The sequence below is a fragment of the Agrobacterium sp. fls2-241-TYG-188a genome, from assembly GCF_030209845.1.
The window spans coordinates 80,753-96,703 of the sequence record NZ_JARVRD010000007.1; the positions used below are offsets into that span (position 1 = coordinate 80,753).

Below are 15,951 nucleotides of genomic sequence, written 5' to 3' on the forward strand. Positions count from 1 at the left end.
CTATGCTGGCGATTTTTTGCGATAAACCCGGACTGCTTAGCGCGAAGGAACTGCCAAAGCCCCATCGTGGCGAAGGTGAGGTTCTCGTGCGCATCCGCCGCATCGGCGTTTGCGGAACAGATCTGCACATTTTCACCGGCAACCAGCCTTACCTCTCCTACCCGCGCATCATGGGGCACGAACTCTCCGGCACGGTAGAGGAGGCTCCACAGGGTAGCGCGTTGTCTTCAGGTGATGTCGTCACCATCATGCCCTACATTTCTTGCGGAACGTGCAGCGCCTGCATCAAGGGCAAGAGCAATTGCTGCCGCAATATCGGGGTCCTGGGTGTCCACCGTGACGGCGGCATGGTGGAATATCTGAGTGTACCTCAGCAATTCGTCCTCAAGGCTGAAGGCCTCAGTCTCGACCAGGCGGCGATGACCGAGTTCCTTGCCATTGGCGCGCACGCGGTGCGGCGTGCGTCGGTGGAAAAGGATCAGTCCGTTCTTATCGTCGGTGCTGGCCCGATTGGCATGGCGGTTGCGGTCTTTGCCGTGCTGAACGGTGGTGTCGTGACCATGATCGACAGTCGCAGCGACCGGCTGGACTTCTGCAAGGAGCAGTTGGGCGTCGCCCATATCGTCCAGCTGGGCGATGGCGACAGGGACGCGCTTTCCGATATCACCGATGGAGATTTCTTCGACGTGGTATTCGATGCCACGGGCAATCCCAAGGCCATGGAACGCGGCTTCTCCTTTGTTGGCCATGGTGGCTCCTATGTGCTTGTGTCCATCGTCGCCAGCGACATCACCTTCAACGACCCGGAATTCCACAAGCGCGAAACGACGCTGCTTGGAAGTCGCAATGCGACGATCGAGGACTTTCAGACAGTGCTCGCGGCGCAGCGTGCGGGCAACGTGCCCGAGAGCTTGATTACCCACCGCATGGCGCTTGCCGATGTTCCCTCCCGTTTTGCTGACCTGACGAACCCGAAAGCTGGCGTCATCAAGGGCATGGTTGAAGTGGCCTGATCCATTCACCCTGCCTGCCAGGCATCAGAATTATGACCTCCAGACCGCGAGTAAACGGCCATGACCAAAATCACAGACCTGCGCGTTTTTGACTTGCGCTTTCCCACCTCACAAAGCCTCGATGGTTCCGATGCGATGAACCCGGACCCCGATTATTCGGCGGCCTATGTCATTCTGGATACGGACGACGAGACCCTGAAGGGTCATGGCCTGACATTCACCATCGGGCGCGGGAACGACATCTGCTGCATGGCTATCGAGGCGATGCGTCATCTCGTGGTCGGCACCGAGCTCTCAACGGTCCTCGACAATCCCGGCCAATATTGGCGGCACCTGACCAGCGACAGCCAGCTTCGCTGGATTGGGCCGGACAAGGGCGCAATGCATCTGGCGACAGGCGCGGTTGTGAATGCGGTGTGGGATCTCTTGGCAAAAAGCGCCGGCAAGCCGGTGTGGCAACTGGTAGCCGACATGGGCCCGGAAGAGATCGCAGATATTGTTGATTATCGTTACCTCACGGATGTGCTGACGCGGGATGAGGCTGTTGCCATCCTCCGCAAGGCTGAGGGCGGCAAGGCGCAGCGTGTTGAAACCCTCAAAAACGAAGGTTACGCCTGCTATACGACCTCTGCCGGTTGGCTGGGCTATGATGACGAGAAGCTGCGTCGTCTCTGCCAGGAGGCGATTGATGCCGGATTCAACCACGTCAAGATGAAGGTCGGCCGGGATCTGGCCGACGACATCCGCCGGCTCACCATCGCGCGCGAGGTCATCGGGCCGGACCGGTATCTGATGATCGACGCCAATCAGGTCTGGGAAGTCGATCAGGCGATTGAGTGGGTCAACCAGCTTGCCTTTGCAAAGCCCTTTTTCATCGAAGAGCCGACCAGCCCCGACGACATTGCCGGTCACCGCAAGATCCGCCAGTCCATTGGAGATGTGAAGGTGGCAACCGGCGAAATGTGCCAGAACCGCATCATGTTCAAGCAGTTCATCGCCGAGGGCGCGATCGATGTTGTCCAGATCGATTCCTGCCGCATGGGTGGACTGAATGAAGTGTTGGCGGTGCTGCTGATCGCCGCCAAGTATGATCTCCCCGTCTGGCCACATGCAGGCGGCGTCGGGCTTTGTGAATATGTCCAGCACCTGTCGATGATCGATTACCTCGTCATCTCGGGAACCAAACAGGGACGCGTCATCGAATATGTCGATCACCTGCATGAGCATTTTCTGGAGCCCTGCGACATTAGGGATGCCGCCTATATGCCACCGAAACGTCCCGGATTTTCCATCGAAATGAAGCCGGAGTCGATCATGGCCTATACCTTTGCGGGATAGCGCTGGCCGCTCGAATTCCTGCATGGACAGCATCGTTGCCGCGCACTGGTAATTTACCGCCATTTCCGCCATATAGAGGCAATTGCGCCAGCCAGACTGCGCACTTGCCCCTTACAGGTTCAGGATGATGGTAAACACGGTAGAATTTGCGAAGATGAACGGTCTTGGAAACAAGATCCTGGTCATTGACATGCGCGGACGCAAGGATCTGGTCACGCCTGAGGCTGCGATTGCGCTGGCCGCCGATGCCGAAACCGCCTTCGATCAGATCATGGCAATTCATGATCCGAAAATCGAGGGAACGGATGCCTATATCGATATCTTGAATTGCGATGGCACCAAGGCGCAGGCCTGTGGCAACGGAACGCGCTGTGTTGTCCAGGCGCTGGCTTCCGAAACAGGCAGGAAGGCTTTCACATTCCAGACGGTCGCTGGCATTCTCAACGCGTCCGAGCATGAAGACGGAATGATATCCGTCGATATGGGATTGCCGCGCTTTCGCTGGAACGACATTCCCCTGGCGGAAGAGTTTCACGATACCAGCCGCATCGAACTGCAGATTGGACCGATCGACGATCCGATCCTGCACTCGCCCGCCGCCATGTCTATGGGCAACCCGCATGCGGTATTCTGGGTTGATCGCGATCCGATGACCTTTGATCTGGAACGCTTTGGCCCTCTCCTTGAGAGCCATCCAATGTTTCCTGAAAAGGCCAATATCACCTTGGCGCAGGTTATATCCGAAGGCGCATTGCGCACCCGTACCTTCGAGCGCGGCGCAGGCTTAACGCTCGCATGTGGCTCTGCTGCCTGTGCTGCCGCCGTTTCAGCAGCCCGCACGGGGCGAACCGGTCGCACCGTCGAAATCGATGTCGCCTCCAGTCCGGTGCGCATCCCGCTTAAAATCGAGTGGCGCGAGGACAACCATGTCGTGATGACCGGACCTGCGGAATGGGAGTGGTCCGGAACCGTTGATCCTAAAACGGGGACGTGGCAGCGCGACGTGGGCGGCGAAAAGGCGGCCCTATGAGCGGCGTCGAGGTCATAACCTTCGGCTGCCGCCTCAACACCTATGAATCGGAAGTGATGCGGGCAGAGGCCGAGAAGGCGGGGCTGAACAATGCCGTGCTGGTCAACACCTGCGCCGTGACAGGCGAAGCCGTGCGTCAGGCGCGCTCCGCCATTCGCCGTGCGCGGCGCGAAAATCCCCATGCTCGTATCATCGTCACGGGCTGTGCCGCGCAGACAGAGAAGGAAACCTTCGCCGAAATGCCGGAAGTCGATGCTGTGCTCGGCAATGAGGAAAAGCTGAAGAGCGCTTCCTACCGCGCCCTTCCCGATTTCGGCGTATCGGCGGAAGAGAAGCTGCGCGTCAACGATATCATGAGCGTGCGCGCCACCGCGCCGCAGATGATCAAGCATATTGACGGGCACGTGCGCGCTTTCATTCAGGTGCAGAATGGCTGCGATCACCGCTGCACCTTCTGCGTCATTCCCTACGGGCGCGGCAATTCCCGCTCGGTGCCGATGGGTGCGGTGGTGGATCAGGCCCGCAAGCTGACGGAAAACGGCTATCGAGAGGTCGTGCTGACCGGCGTCGATGCGACCAGCTACGGTGCTGACCTGCCGGGAGAACCGACGCTCGGCTATCTCGCAAAGACGCTGTTGAAGCAGGTGCCGGAAATCCTGCGTCTCAGATTGTCGTCTATCGACAGCATCGAGGCCGACCGGCATTTGCTGGATCTGATCGCCGACGAGCCCCGCTTCATGCCGCATCTTCACCTGTCTCTCCAGCATGGTGATGACATGATCCTCAAGCGAATGAAGCGTCGGCACATGCGCAGCGACGCCACTCGCTTCTGTCGCGACGTGAGGGCACTCAGGCCCGATATTGCCTTTGGCGCGGATATGATCGCCGGTTTCCCGACCGAAACCGAGGAAATGTTTGAGAATGCGGCAAGCCTGGCCGAGGAATGCGGCCTGTCCAGCCTGCATGTGTTTCCCTATAGTCCGCGTCCCGGCACGCCTGCAGCCCGTATGCCACAACTCGATCGCTCCGTGATCAAGGAAAGAGCCGCGCGGCTTCGCCAGCGCGCCGAGGTGTTGCGGTCTGCTCATATGGATGGAATGGTCGATAGTCACCAGACCATCCTTGTCGAGAATAACGGCTTTGCCCATACCGACAATTTCACCCTTGTCGCGGCGCCCGAACTTGCGCCACGCACCCTTGCGCAGGTGGTGATTACGGGGCACAACGGAAACCATCTAGAGATGAAATGTCTGGCGGCGCAAGCTGCGTGAATGAGAGATGCGGAAACGTCATGGCCCTTGGCTTCATCAAAAAAGTTTTTTCGTTCGGCAAGGAAAAGGCTGAGACGGACAGACCGGATAGCGACGTCACGCCTGAGGGTGTCAGCGAAGCCTCATCATTCGAGCAGGTGCTTGTAGAAGCCGAAGCGCACGCGCCTTTGGCAGAAGATCCCGTTTTACCCGTTGAAATGGAGACTGCAGGAGGCCCTTCTCCTGATGAGCAAGAAGCCAGCGACGGTCCAGACAACGACGGCGAAGACGAAGACGCGCCGCTTCTGCCCGGGCCGGAACAAGTCGGCGATATGGGCATGGTGCCATTGTCTCTGCTGCAAGCTGAAGCGCAAGCGCTGGATGAAGGCGCTGACCTCAACGAGCCAGTGCCAGCAGCCGACGCGCCGCTGGATGATGCGGCGATGGACAGGCTGCTCGATGAGGCAGAAGACGCGACGGCAACTGACGACATTCCAGCCCCTGCCGTTCTTCCGAAGGGCTTCAGCACCGCAAGTGAGCGGATCGACCCGGTAGAGCCAGAACCCGAGCAGAAGTTGACCTGGTTCCAGCGCCTGCGCGCCGGGCTTTCCCGGACATCGCTGCAACTCACCAGCCAGATCTCGGCTCTTTTTACGAAGCGCAAGCTGGATGAAGATACGCTGGATGAGCTCGAAGACCTGCTGATTCAATCCGATCTCGGTGTCGAGACAGCCATGCGCATCACTGGCGCGTTGTCCTCGGAGCGCTACGGCAAGGATGTCAGCGGTGAAGATGTCGCCCGGATCATGGCGGGCGAAATTACCAAGGTTCTTGCACCGGTTGCCAAGCCGCTTGAGCTTGATCTTTCGCACAAGCCGCATGTCATCCTCGTCGTCGGCGTCAATGGTACGGGCAAGACGACGACCATCGGCAAGCTGGCCGCCAAGCTCTCCGGCTCTGGCCTGAAGGTCATGCTGGCGGCAGGCGATACATTCCGCGCTGCGGCCATCGAACAGCTGAAAATCTGGGCGGATCGCACCGGCTCGGAATTTATCGGAACCAAGCTCGGTGCCGATGCGGCGGGTCTCGCCTATGACGCCTATGAGCAGGCGCGCGCCAGGAAAAGCGACGTCCTCATCATTGATACGGCCGGTCGCTTACAAAACAAGACGGAATTGATGGCCGAGCTCGAGAAGATCGTTCGAGTGCTTGGCAAGCTCGATCCCGACGCACCGCACACGGTGCTGCAGACGCTGGACGCGACCACGGGGCAAAACGCAATGAACCAGGTGGAGATATTCCGGAATGTCGCGGGTGTCTCCGGCCTGATTATGACAAAATTGGATGGCACGGCCCGAGGTGGCATTCTGGTTGCTATTGCTGCAAAGCATAAGCTGCCGGTGTATTTCATCGGCGTTGGCGAAGGCGTGGACGATCTGGAGCCCTTCGAGGCGGAAGATTTCGCCAAAGCGATTGCAGGAGTTTGACAATGGATGTGGAAAGCAATCAGCGCGAAAGCGAAAAAATGGTCCGCGAGATCAGCCCGCTGCTCAAGTTCGTGCTGGAGCTCGGCCCGCTGCTGGTATTTTTCTTTGCAAACTCACGTGGGGAGTGGCTGGCGAAGACCTTCCCTGTCTTGACGGAGTTCGGCGGTCCGATATTCATCGCGACCGGCCTTTTCATGTGCGCGACAGCCTTGGCTCTGACAGTGTCCTGGCTTCTTACCCGCACATTGCCGATGATGCCGCTGATCTCGGGTCTTGTCGTTCTGGTTTTCGGCGCGCTCACGCTCTACCTTCAGAACGACACCTTCATCAAGATGAAGCCGACCATCGTCAATGCACTCTTCGGCGTCATTCTCCTGGGTGGGCTGCTGTTTGGCCAGTCTCTGCTCGGTTATGTCTTCAACTCCGCGTTCAAGCTGAATGACGAAGGTTGGCGCAAGTTGACCATTCGCTGGGGATTTTTCTTCCTGTTTCTGGCCGTTCTTAATGAGGTTGTCTGGCGCGGCTTCTCTACGGATACATGGGTTGCCTTCAAGGTTTGGGGAACCATGCCGATCACCATCATTTTCACGATGGCGCAGATGCCCCTCATCATGCGGCACTCCGTTGAGCCGCTCAACAAGGACAAGCCATGACGCTCGCCGGGACGTCTCCCTCTCGCTCCTCGTCGCACAAGTGGTATGTCGTGGCAGCAGCGTTGCTTCTGGTACAGGTCCTAGTCCTGTACCTCATGGGGCGTCTTCCCATGTGCGAGTGCGGTTACGTCAAGTTATTTGAGCCGGGCGTAAACACGCCAGGCAATTCCCAGCACCTCGCCGACTGGTACACGCCGTCCCACATCATACATGGCTTCCTGTTCTACTGGTTCGCCTGGCTGTTGCTGCGTCAGAAGCCCTTGTCCATGAGGCTGTCGCTTGCTGTTCTCATTGAGGCAGCGTGGGAAATTCTGGAAAACTCACCTGTTATCATTGATCGATATCGTACAGCGACCATGGCGCTCGGCTACGCCGGTGACAGTATCCTCAATTCCGCGATGGACACCGTTTTCATGGTGCTTGGCTTCTTCTTCGCCGCTCGCGTGCCGGTCTGGCTGACGATTCTCGTCGCCATCTTCTTCGAGATACTGACCGCCTGGCTGATCCGGGACAATCTGACGCTGAATGTCCTGATGCTTGTCGCTCCCATCGAATCCATCAAGACGTGGCAAAACGCGTTGTGATCGCTGACGCACCGCCTCAATCGCCCGCGACAGCCTTTTCTATGGCTGGGATGATGTCGCGTTCATAGGTCGCGGCGTCTATCGGGCCGACCTTCTTGTAGACGATGGTGCCGTTCCTATCGACCAAATAGGTTTCCGGAATGCCGTAGACACCCCAATCGATGGCGGCTTTCCCATTCGGATCGGTGCCGATTGCGGCATAGGGGTTCCCAAGCTCGCCTAAGAACCGCAGCGCGTTTTCAGTTTTGTCCTTGTAATTTATGCCGACCACATTCAGTCGCTCGTCTTTGGACATCTCCTTCAACATCGGGTGCTCCTGCCGGCATGGCACGCACCAGGATGCAAAGACGTTCACGAGGGTGACCTTGCCCTTTATGGCCGCATCATCCAGGGCTGGCAGGCCGGAACCGTCAAGCGGTGGCAGGGCCAGTTTGGGTGCCTGTGTATTGATCAGGGCAGAGGGAATAGCGCTGACATCGAGGCCGTTGACGTCTTGCTCATATAGCATCTTGGCGGCGATGGCGGCGAAACCTGCAAAGGCAACCAGCGGCAGGAAGGCCAGAAATATCCGCGCCTTTTTACCCTTTGCAGCGGTCGCAGGCTCACTTTTTTCTGTCATGCTTTGGCTTCCGGAGAATTGCGACGAGACCGACGCCGGATGCCCGATGCCTCAAGCTGTGCAAGCTCCTTGCGGCGGGCGCGGCCATCCAGCCATACCCAGGCAATCAGGGCGAACGTGATCAGCCCTGTCAGGGCGTAGGACATGCCAATGTAGAATGCATGGCTCATGGCTGGCTTGCCTCCCTGCTTGCCATGCGTGCTGCGAGGCGTCGTTGAGCAGCGATGCGCCTGCGCAGGATTTCGTTGCGCATGGCGGCGATATGGAGCGTAAAGAAAAGAAGCGTGAAGCCCAGCGCCATGACAAGCAGTGGCCAGAGGAACTCAGGGGCAATCGCCGGTCCACTCATTCTGATGACGCTTGCCGGCTGGTGCAGCGTATTCCACCACTCGACCGAGAACTTGATGATGGGGATATTGACGAAACCGACGAGAATGAGGACAGCGCTCACGCGGGCGGCCTTTGACGGATCATCCATCGCCTTGTTGAAGGCGATAAGGCCCAGATACATCAAAAAGAGAATGAAGACCGAGGTCAGGCGCGCGTCCCAGACCCACCAGGTTCCCCACATGGGCTTTCCCCAAAGCGAACCTGTCACCAGTGCAATCAGGGTAAAGGCCGCGCCGATGGGTGCTGCGGCCCGATGGCTGACATCCGCCAGGGGGTGACGCCAGACCAGTGTGCCGATGGCCGACGCTGCCATGACGGTGTAGCACATCATCGATAGCCAGGCTGCAGGCACATGGACATACATGATACGGACAGTATTGCCCTGTTGATAATCGCTATCCGTCGTGAACGACAGATAGAGCCCAATGGCCAGACAGAGCGCCGACAGCGCTGCAAGCCAGGGCAGAACACGTGCCACCAGTGCCAGAAACCGAGTGGGATTGGCAAGATCGCTGAATTTGATGATTGCAAGGCTCGTATCGTTCATGGCGTCTTTCTACAGCGAGACCGGGATTGCCGCAATTGATCCTTATCAATCCATGGAACTGCGCAACGCCAAAGCTGCGAAGAACGGACCGACGACTGATGAAAATAGCGTGATTGCCGCAAGGATAAGCAGGGGTGGCATGAAGGGCGCTGGATCCTCAACTGCCGCATAGGACGCGCTCACGCCGAAGATCAGTACGGGAATGGCAAGCGGCAGCACGAGGATCGATACCAGCAAACCGCCGCGCGGCAAGGCTACGGCCACCGCAGCGCCCACTGCACCAATGAAGGTGAGTGCAGGGGAGCCAATCAGCAAGGTCAACATCACCGCACCGATGGCGATTTCGCTCATATTCATGAAAAGGCCGAGCAGTGGCGAGGCAATCACCAGCGGCAGGCTGGTTGCCGTCCAATGCGCAAGGCATTTCACCGCAACCGTCAGAACAAGCGGCGTCTCCTGCATCAGGATAATGTCGAGTGATCCGTCATCGCGTTCTGCCTGGAACAGGCGGTCGAGACCGAGCAGAGCCGCCAGAAGCGCGCCAATCCAGATAATGGCGGGGCCTATGCGTGACAGGAGATTAAGGTCAGGCCCAACCCCGAAGGGAATAACGGCGACGACAGTCATGAAGAACAGCACGCCGATCAGCGCCCCGCCGCCAGCGCGGATTGAAAGCTTGAGATCGCGCAGGAAAATCGCGGTCATGACAGAGTGACCTCCTGTCTTGAGACGTCACCACATCGCATCGCGGGCAACTGACGTTTCTGCGGTTGCAGGATTGAGTTTCTCACCACGCTTCTTCCACTCCTGCAAAGCCGCTCATTTGCAATTGATGGGCATCGCGCAAGCCAAGCGGCTGATGCGTGGCGGCAAGAACGATCCCTCCCCGCTCAAGATGAGATGTGATCAACCCTGCAAAGATGGCATCGGCGTGCGAATCAAGCGCTGCGGTCGGTTCATCCAGTATCCAGACGGGTCGCCATGCCACGAGCAACTTCGCCATTGCAAAGCGTCTTTGCTGGCCCGCCGAGAGATAGCCGAAGGGAAGATGGGTGATCCCGGACAGGCCAACCATGTCTGCGGCCTCATCGATCTCGAAGGCTTCACCCTGGTTGAAGTTTCCCAGGAAGCTCTTCCAGAACTGAAGGTTTTCCAGAACGGTCAGTTCCTGTTTCATCGCGTTTTTGTGGCCCATATAATGAGCTGCTTCGCAAGCAGGGATATCATCAGCAATTCCTTTGCCGGCTATCTTTACCGCGCCCTTTTCAGGGCGGAGCAGACCTGCAACGACCCGCAGCAAGGTCGATTTTCCCGAACCATTCGGCCCGGTCAACACCAGCGCCTCTCCATTCGTTAACTTGAAGGAAACATTCATGAATATCAGGTCTTCCCCCCGTCTTGCGGAGAGATTTTCTGCTGTCAGCAGCATCTGGCGACCTCGGTTAAGATTTTAATCATCTCGATGCAAAAAAATCGATTTAGGTGTTTTTCCGGTCTGGCACGTTTCGACGAAATTATCTATATGACTTTCAACCACGCCAGCGGTCGGCGTGATCATCATATAGCGCCGGACCTGAAGGTTGTGAAAACAGTCTTCTCGTGCGGACAGCGGAAATGACCGTACCCGCATCCTGATGTGCATGAGTGCATAGGTGTCCGCACGCGCGTGTTGGCTATCAGAGGAAGCGGGGTTTTTATCCGTGGCTAAATCTCTCGACAGTTTCAATTGTCGCTCTATTCTTACCGTTGACGGTAAGGATTATGTTTATTTCAGCCTGCCGAAGGCGGAAGCGAACGGTCTTGCCGGTGTTTCCAAACTTCCATATTCGATGAAGGTTCTGCTTGAGAACCTGCTGCGTTTTGAAGACGGCCAGACCGTTACCAAAGATCATATTCTTGCTGTTGCAGAGTGGCTCAACAACAAGGGCCGTGTTGAAAACGAGATTGCCTACCGCCCTGCCCGCGTTCTGATGCAGGACTTTACCGGCGTTCCCGCAGTCGTCGATCTGGCTGCCATGCGTGATGCGATGGTTGCTCTCGGTGGCGATCCCGAGAAGATCAATCCGCTGGTTCCGGTCGATCTGGTCATCGACCACTCGGTCATCGTTGACGAATTCGGCACGCCAAATGCCTTCGCCCGCAACGTCGAGCTGGAATATCAGCGCAATGGCGAGCGTTACCGCTTCCTCAAGTGGGGCCAGCAGGCGTTCCAGAACTTCCGGGTTGTTCCTCCTGGCACAGGCATCTGTCACCAGGTCAACCTCGAATATCTCGGCCAGACGGTCTGGACCAAGGAAGAAGACGGCGAGACCATCGCTTACCCCGACACATGCGTTGGCACGGACAGCCACACGACCATGATCAACGGTCTGGGCGTTCTGGGCTGGGGCGTTGGCGGTATCGAAGCTGAAGCGGCCATGCTTGGCCAGCCGGTTTCCATGCTTCTGCCTGAAGTCATCGGCTTCAAGCTGACGGGCAAGGTTAAGGAAGGCGTTACCGCGACCGACCTCGTGCTGACAGTCGTTCAGATGCTGCGTAAAAAGGGCGTGGTTTCCAAGTTCGTTGAATTCTTCGGCCCCGGCCTTGATTCGATGACGTTGGCCGACCGTGCGACCATCGGCAACATGGGCCCTGAATACGGCGCGACATGCGGCTTCTTCCCGGTTGACGGCGAAACCATCAACTACCTCACCATGTCTGGCCGCACCAAGGACCGCATCGCGCTGGTCGAAGCCTATTCCAAGGCGCAGGACATGTGGCGTACCGGCGATGGTGCCGACCTCGTCTTCACCGACACGCTGGAACTCGACCTCGGCGACGTTGTGCCATCCATGGCTGGCCCGAAGCGTCCGGAAGGCCGTCTGCCGCTCGAAACCATTGCACCGAATTTCGCAACGGCGCTCGAAAACGACTATAAGAAGCCCGGCCAGCTCGACACGCGCTATGCGGTTGAAGGCGAAGACTTCGATCTGGGCCATGGCGACGTCGCCATCGCAGCGATCACGTCCTGCACCAACACGTCAAACCCATCGGTTCTGATCGCCGCTGGTCTTCTCGCCCGCAACGCCGTTGCAAAGGGTCTGACATCCAAGCCTTGGGTCAAGACATCGCTGGCACCTGGATCTCAGGTCGTTGGTGAATATCTTGCAAAGTCCGGTCTGCAGAAGGATCTGGACGCCATCGGCTTCAACCTTGTTGGCTTTGGCTGCACGACCTGCATCGGCAACTCCGGTCCGCTGCCAGCACCGATCTCAAAGACCATCAACGACAAGGGTCTGATTACCGCGGGCGTCCTCTCTGGCAACCGTAACTTTGAAGGCCGTATCTCGCCCGACGTTCAGGCGAACTACCTCGCTTCGCCTCCGCTCGTCGTTGCCTACGCGCTCGCCGGTACGGTCCAGAAGGATCTGACCAAGGAGCCGATCGGCACGGGTTCTGACGGACAGCCAGTTTTCCTGAAGGATATCTGGCCGACATCGGCAGAAATCCAGGAATTCATCCTGAAATATGTCACGCGTGAACTCTACGAGTCCAAGTACGCGGACGTCTTCAAGGGTGATGAAAACTGGCAGGCCGTTCAGGTTCCTCCGGGCCAGACCTATGCGTGGGACGACAAGTCCACCTATGTCCAGAACCCTCCTTACTTCGTGGGCATGGGCAAGACCGGCACAGGCTTGAAGAACATCAAGGGCGCGCGCGTTCTCGGTCTCTTCGGCGACAAGATCACCACCGACCATATTTCTCCGGCCGGTTCGATCAAGGCAGCATCCCCTGCAGGTGCCTACCTCACCGGAAACGGCGTGGCGGTTGCAGACTTCAACCAGTATGGCACGCGCCGTGGTAACCACGAAGTGATGATGCGCGGCACCTTCGCCAACATCCGTATCCGTAACCACATGCTTGGGCCAAACGGCAAGGAAGGCGGCTACACCATCCACTATCCGTCCAAGGAAGAGATGTCGATTTACGATGCGGCCATGCAGTACAAGGCTGAGGGCGTTCCGCTCGTCATCTTTGCCGGTGTGGAATATGGTAACGGCTCTTCGCGTGACTGGGCTGCCAAGGGTACCAATCTTTTGGGCGTGAAGGCCGTGATTGCGCAGTCGTTCGAGCGTATTCACCGCTCCAACCTCGTCGGAATGGGCGTTGTGCCGTTCGTCTTCGAGGAAGGCACGACATGGGCAAGCCTCAACCTCAAGGGCGATGAAACCGTCGAGATCGACGGTCTCGAAGGCGATATCAAGCCACGCGAGAAAAAGATTGCCAAGATCACCTATGGTGACGGCAGCGTGAAGGAAGTTCCGCTTCTTTGCCGCATCGATACGCTGGATGAAGTGATCTACATGAACAATGGTGGCATTCTGCAGACCGTTCTTCGCGATCTGGCCGCCTAAGGCGCACGCCTGATGAAGTTTGAACGCCGGGAGCAATCCCGGCGTTTTTGCGTGAAAGGTAGTGCGATGGTCGTGCTGACTATTGCCTCACCCCATCGTGACTTTCCATTGAAGAGGCTTAGGCGTTATTTTCGCCATCGGCTTCCCGACATGAATTGATTGCATCAATAGTCTGGAAAAATGTCCAGGCAAGGGTTCTCGCAATGTCTCTCAAATACGGGTCTCTGAATTTCGGTCTTTCGGTCTTCGCCTTGAGTATGCTTGCTTCCGTCTCGGTCCAGGCGCAGGAGCAGGTGAAGGGCGTTGTCGAATTGTTCACGTCGCAGGGATGCGCGTCCTGCCCGCCTGCTGATGAGGCCTTGCGCAAGCTCATCCAGAAGGGTGATGTGGTTGGACTGTCTTACCATGTCGATTACTGGAATTATCTTGGCTGGGCAGATTCGCTGGCTTCTAAGGAAAATACTGAGCGTCAGTATGGTTATGCCAGAGCGCTCGGTCGCAACAATGTCTATACCCCTCAAGCGGTCGTCAATGGCCGTGACCACGTGAAAGGGGCGGATGTGCAGGCCATTTATGGCCGCCTGGACGCTTTCACTCGCGCTGGCGAAGGCTTGAGTGTGCCAGTCAAAGCCTCGCGTGTGGCAGATGAGATCGCCATCGATATCGGAGAGGGGAAGGGCAAAGCTGACGTGGTGGTCGCTTACTTCAACCGAGAGCAAGTGGTCGACGTGCAGAAGGGTGAGAACCAGGGAAAGAAGATATCATACTGGCATAGCGTTTATGACGTGCAGACGGTTGGGATGTGGGACGGAAAGTCCATGTCCGTTAAACTTCCCGCCAGCATTCTCAGCAAGGCCAAAAACGGCGGCTGTGCGGTGTTGCTGCAGACGTCCGATGCGCAGGGCAATCCGGCAGCGATCGTCGGGGCGAGTGTCCTGCTGCAGTAAGGGGAAGCATCTCAGGGGGCTGAGGGAGATCCGATCCGGGCATTGGGGGCTGGGGGTAAAGGGTCAATGCACCGGACCGGGTCATCTTGGTGCCTAGGCATCAATTGACAATAGCTATATTCCACTCAATTCAGGCCATGGTTTGACCGAAATAGGGCATTTGCTAATGCACTTCCTGCCCAAATCCTTACCGCGTAAAGCCGGCCAGCCTGGCCAGAACGAAGCTTGCAATTTCGCCGACAGAGCGGCAGACTGTCTTGAAATTGTCATTTGCCGTCGAGCGGGGTTACCTGATGACCGATCAGCCGGATGCGCAGCGCGCAGCTTCTTTTCACAGAGATAGTTCACCCGTTGTCGATCTTCGCGAGTACAAGCAGAGCAAGGACCCCTTGCCGATTACCTTCCACCGGCGTGAACTGGACGCCATCCTGCGCATCTACGGACGCATGGTGGGAGAAGGTGAGTGGCGGGACTATGCTATCGACCATCTGAAAGACAAGGCGGTGTTCTCGGTCTTCAAGCGGTCAGGGGAAATGCCTCTGTTTCGCATCGAGAAGAACCCGAAGCTTGCCGCAAAACAGGGCGCTTTCAGCGTCGTCAATGTCGATGGCCGCATCCTCAAACGCGGACATGAACTGTCACAGGTCCTCAAAGTGTTTGATAAGGTACTGCGACTGATCGAGTGACTGCTCATCTTCGTTGAGCCGAAAGCATAAAAAAAAAGGCGGCCCGAAAGCCGCCTTTCTTGATTCAAGTCTGATCGGTTACTCGTCGCGGTTACCAAGAAACTGCAGAAGGAACGTGAACAGGTTGATGAAGTCGAGGTAGAGCGTCAGTGCGCCCATAATAGCCTTGCGACCAGCAACGGCCACATCGTCACCATCGAAATACATTTCCTTGATCTTCTGCGTGTCATATGCGGTCAGGCCAGCAAAGATCAGCACGCCGATGGCGGAGATCGCAAAGCCCATTGCGGATGACTGCAGGAAGATGTTGACGATGGACGCGATGATCAGGCCGAACAGACCCATGATCAGGAACGAGCCGAGGCCGGAGAGGTCTTTCTTGGTCGTATAGCCGTAAAGCGACAGGGCGCCAAAGGAAGCAGCTGTCACGAAGAACGTCTGTACGATGCTCTCGCCGGTAAAGACGATAAAGATCGACGAAAGGGAGACGCCCATCAGCGCAGCGTAGGCCCAGAAGGTAGCCTGTGCAGCAGGTACGCTCATCTTCTCAATACGGAAGCTCAGGAAGAACACCAGCGCGAGCGGTGCGAACATGATGACCCAGCGCAGCGGCGATGTGTAAAGCAGCTGTGCGAAGGCAGGATTTGAAACCGCCAGAGTGTAGGTGCCGAACGAAGCCACGCCGGTAATGACCAGCGCAAGAGCCATCAGGTTGTAAACCTTCAGCATGTATGTGCGAAGACCTTCATCGATCATCGCACCAGACTGGGCACGGCCTTGGGCCATGCGATTCTGGTAGTTGTTGAAATCAGCCATTGTTTCCTCTTTTGAGCTCCGAAGTTCCTACGGTGTCGGGATATGACCGTACTCGGGATCATAACCCAGGCGCCGCTGCGGAGCTACAGCAAGCCTACCGGAGAATATGAGGATATCCCATTTCAGTTACAAGAGCTTTCAATGTCGAAAAAACACCGTATGCGCGAAAACCGATAACGTTTTGGAGATTGAACTTC

Annotated in this window: 16 protein-coding genes; 10 read left to right on the forward strand and 6 right to left on the reverse strand. The window is 57.3% G+C overall.

Annotated features, from left to right (window positions below; genetic code table 11):
- Positions 1–2 precede the first annotated feature (2 nt).
- The 7 genes from QRN85_RS19270 to QRN85_RS19300 all read left to right on the forward strand — a co-directional run bounded on the left by QRN85_RS19270 (position 3) and on the right by QRN85_RS19300 (position 7,355).
- Complete coding sequence (locus tag QRN85_RS19270; RefSeq protein ID WP_284759784.1) at positions 3–1,013, forward strand: zinc-binding alcohol dehydrogenase family protein; 1,011 nt, start codon at positions 3–5, stop codon at positions 1,011–1,013.
- 60 nt (positions 1,014–1,073) lie between these two features.
- Positions 1,074–2,351: an L-fuconate dehydratase gene (locus tag QRN85_RS19275; protein WP_284759785.1), complete on the forward strand. Its 1,278-nt coding sequence runs from the start codon at positions 1,074–1,076 to the stop codon at positions 2,349–2,351.
- A gap of 127 nt (positions 2,352–2,478) precedes the next feature.
- Positions 2,479–3,381: a diaminopimelate epimerase gene (gene dapF / locus QRN85_RS19280; RefSeq protein WP_284759786.1), complete on the forward strand. Its 903-nt coding sequence runs from the start codon at positions 2,479–2,481 to the stop codon at positions 3,379–3,381.
- Positions 3,378–4,652: a tRNA (N(6)-L-threonylcarbamoyladenosine(37)-C(2))-methylthiotransferase MtaB gene (gene mtaB, locus QRN85_RS19285; RefSeq protein WP_284759787.1), complete on the forward strand. Its 1,275-nt coding sequence runs from the start codon at positions 3,378–3,380 to the stop codon at positions 4,650–4,652. The genes dapF and mtaB overlap by 4 nt, the downstream gene beginning before the upstream one ends.
- Before the next feature lie 20 nt (positions 4,653–4,672).
- Positions 4,673–6,118 (forward strand): signal recognition particle-docking protein FtsY, encoded by a 1,446-nt coding sequence (gene ftsY, locus QRN85_RS19290; RefSeq protein WP_284759788.1) that lies wholly within the window; start codon positions 4,673–4,675, stop codon positions 6,116–6,118.
- Between the two features lie 2 nt (positions 6,119–6,120).
- The gene (locus QRN85_RS19295; protein WP_062589232.1) at positions 6,121–6,771 is read left to right on the forward strand and encodes a septation protein A; all 651 of its coding nucleotides are present in this window, start codon (positions 6,121–6,123) and stop codon (positions 6,769–6,771) included.
- The gene (locus QRN85_RS19300) at positions 6,768–7,355 is read left to right on the forward strand and encodes a DUF2585 domain-containing protein (RefSeq protein ID WP_284759789.1); all 588 of its coding nucleotides are present in this window, start codon (positions 6,768–6,770) and stop codon (positions 7,353–7,355) included. The genes QRN85_RS19295 and QRN85_RS19300 overlap by 4 nt, the downstream gene beginning before the upstream one ends.
- A 16-nt stretch (positions 7,356–7,371) precedes the next feature.
- Here the strand turns inward: QRN85_RS19300 and QRN85_RS19305 are convergent, their stop codons facing one another.
- The 5 genes from QRN85_RS19305 to ccmA all read right to left on the reverse strand — a co-directional run bounded on the left by QRN85_RS19305 (position 7,372) and on the right by ccmA (position 10,340).
- Positions 7,372–7,974: a DsbE family thiol:disulfide interchange protein gene (locus QRN85_RS19305; RefSeq protein ID WP_284759790.1), complete on the reverse strand. Its 603-nt coding sequence runs from the start codon at positions 7,972–7,974 to the stop codon at positions 7,372–7,374.
- The gene (gene ccmD, locus QRN85_RS19310; RefSeq protein WP_062589229.1) at positions 7,971–8,144 is read right to left on the reverse strand and encodes a heme exporter protein CcmD; all 174 of its coding nucleotides are present in this window, start codon (positions 8,142–8,144) and stop codon (positions 7,971–7,973) included. The genes QRN85_RS19305 and ccmD overlap by 4 nt, the downstream gene beginning before the upstream one ends.
- The gene (locus QRN85_RS19315; protein ID WP_284759791.1) at positions 8,141–8,911 is read right to left on the reverse strand and encodes a heme ABC transporter permease; all 771 of its coding nucleotides are present in this window, start codon (positions 8,909–8,911) and stop codon (positions 8,141–8,143) included. The genes ccmD and QRN85_RS19315 overlap by 4 nt, the downstream gene beginning before the upstream one ends.
- Before the next feature lie 45 nt (positions 8,912–8,956).
- Positions 8,957–9,616 carry a heme exporter protein CcmB gene (gene ccmB, locus QRN85_RS19320; RefSeq protein WP_284759792.1) on the reverse strand — a complete coding sequence of 220 codons (660 nt, stop codon included), beginning with the start codon at positions 9,614–9,616 and terminating at the stop codon, positions 8,957–8,959.
- Between the two features lie 82 nt (positions 9,617–9,698).
- On the reverse strand, positions 9,699–10,340 hold the full coding sequence (ccmA, locus tag QRN85_RS19325) for a heme ABC exporter ATP-binding protein CcmA (protein WP_284759793.1): 642 nt from the start codon (positions 10,338–10,340) through the stop codon (positions 9,699–9,701).
- A gap of 271 nt (positions 10,341–10,611) precedes the next feature.
- On the opposite strand from ccmA, the gene acnA reads away from it, so the two are divergent.
- The 3 genes from acnA (at position 10,612) to QRN85_RS19340 (ending at position 14,938) form a co-directional block, all read left to right on the forward strand.
- Positions 10,612–13,305 carry an aconitate hydratase AcnA gene (gene acnA, locus QRN85_RS19330; RefSeq protein ID WP_112964450.1) on the forward strand — a complete coding sequence of 898 codons (2,694 nt, stop codon included), beginning with the start codon at positions 10,612–10,614 and terminating at the stop codon, positions 13,303–13,305.
- Between the two features lie 203 nt (positions 13,306–13,508).
- Positions 13,509–14,252, forward strand: a complete 744-nt coding sequence (locus QRN85_RS19335) for a DUF1223 domain-containing protein (RefSeq protein ID WP_502870806.1) — start codon at positions 13,509–13,511, stop codon at positions 14,250–14,252.
- 293 nt (positions 14,253–14,545) lie between these two features.
- Positions 14,546–14,938, forward strand: a complete 393-nt coding sequence (locus QRN85_RS19340) for a DUF2794 domain-containing protein (protein WP_122070180.1) — start codon at positions 14,546–14,548, stop codon at positions 14,936–14,938.
- A gap of 78 nt (positions 14,939–15,016) precedes the next feature.
- Here the strand turns inward: QRN85_RS19340 and QRN85_RS19345 are convergent, their stop codons facing one another.
- Entirely contained in the window at positions 15,017–15,754 is a 738-nt protein-coding gene (locus tag QRN85_RS19345; protein ID WP_112964452.1) for a Bax inhibitor-1/YccA family protein, read from the reverse strand.
- Positions 15,755–15,951 lie beyond the last annotated feature (197 nt).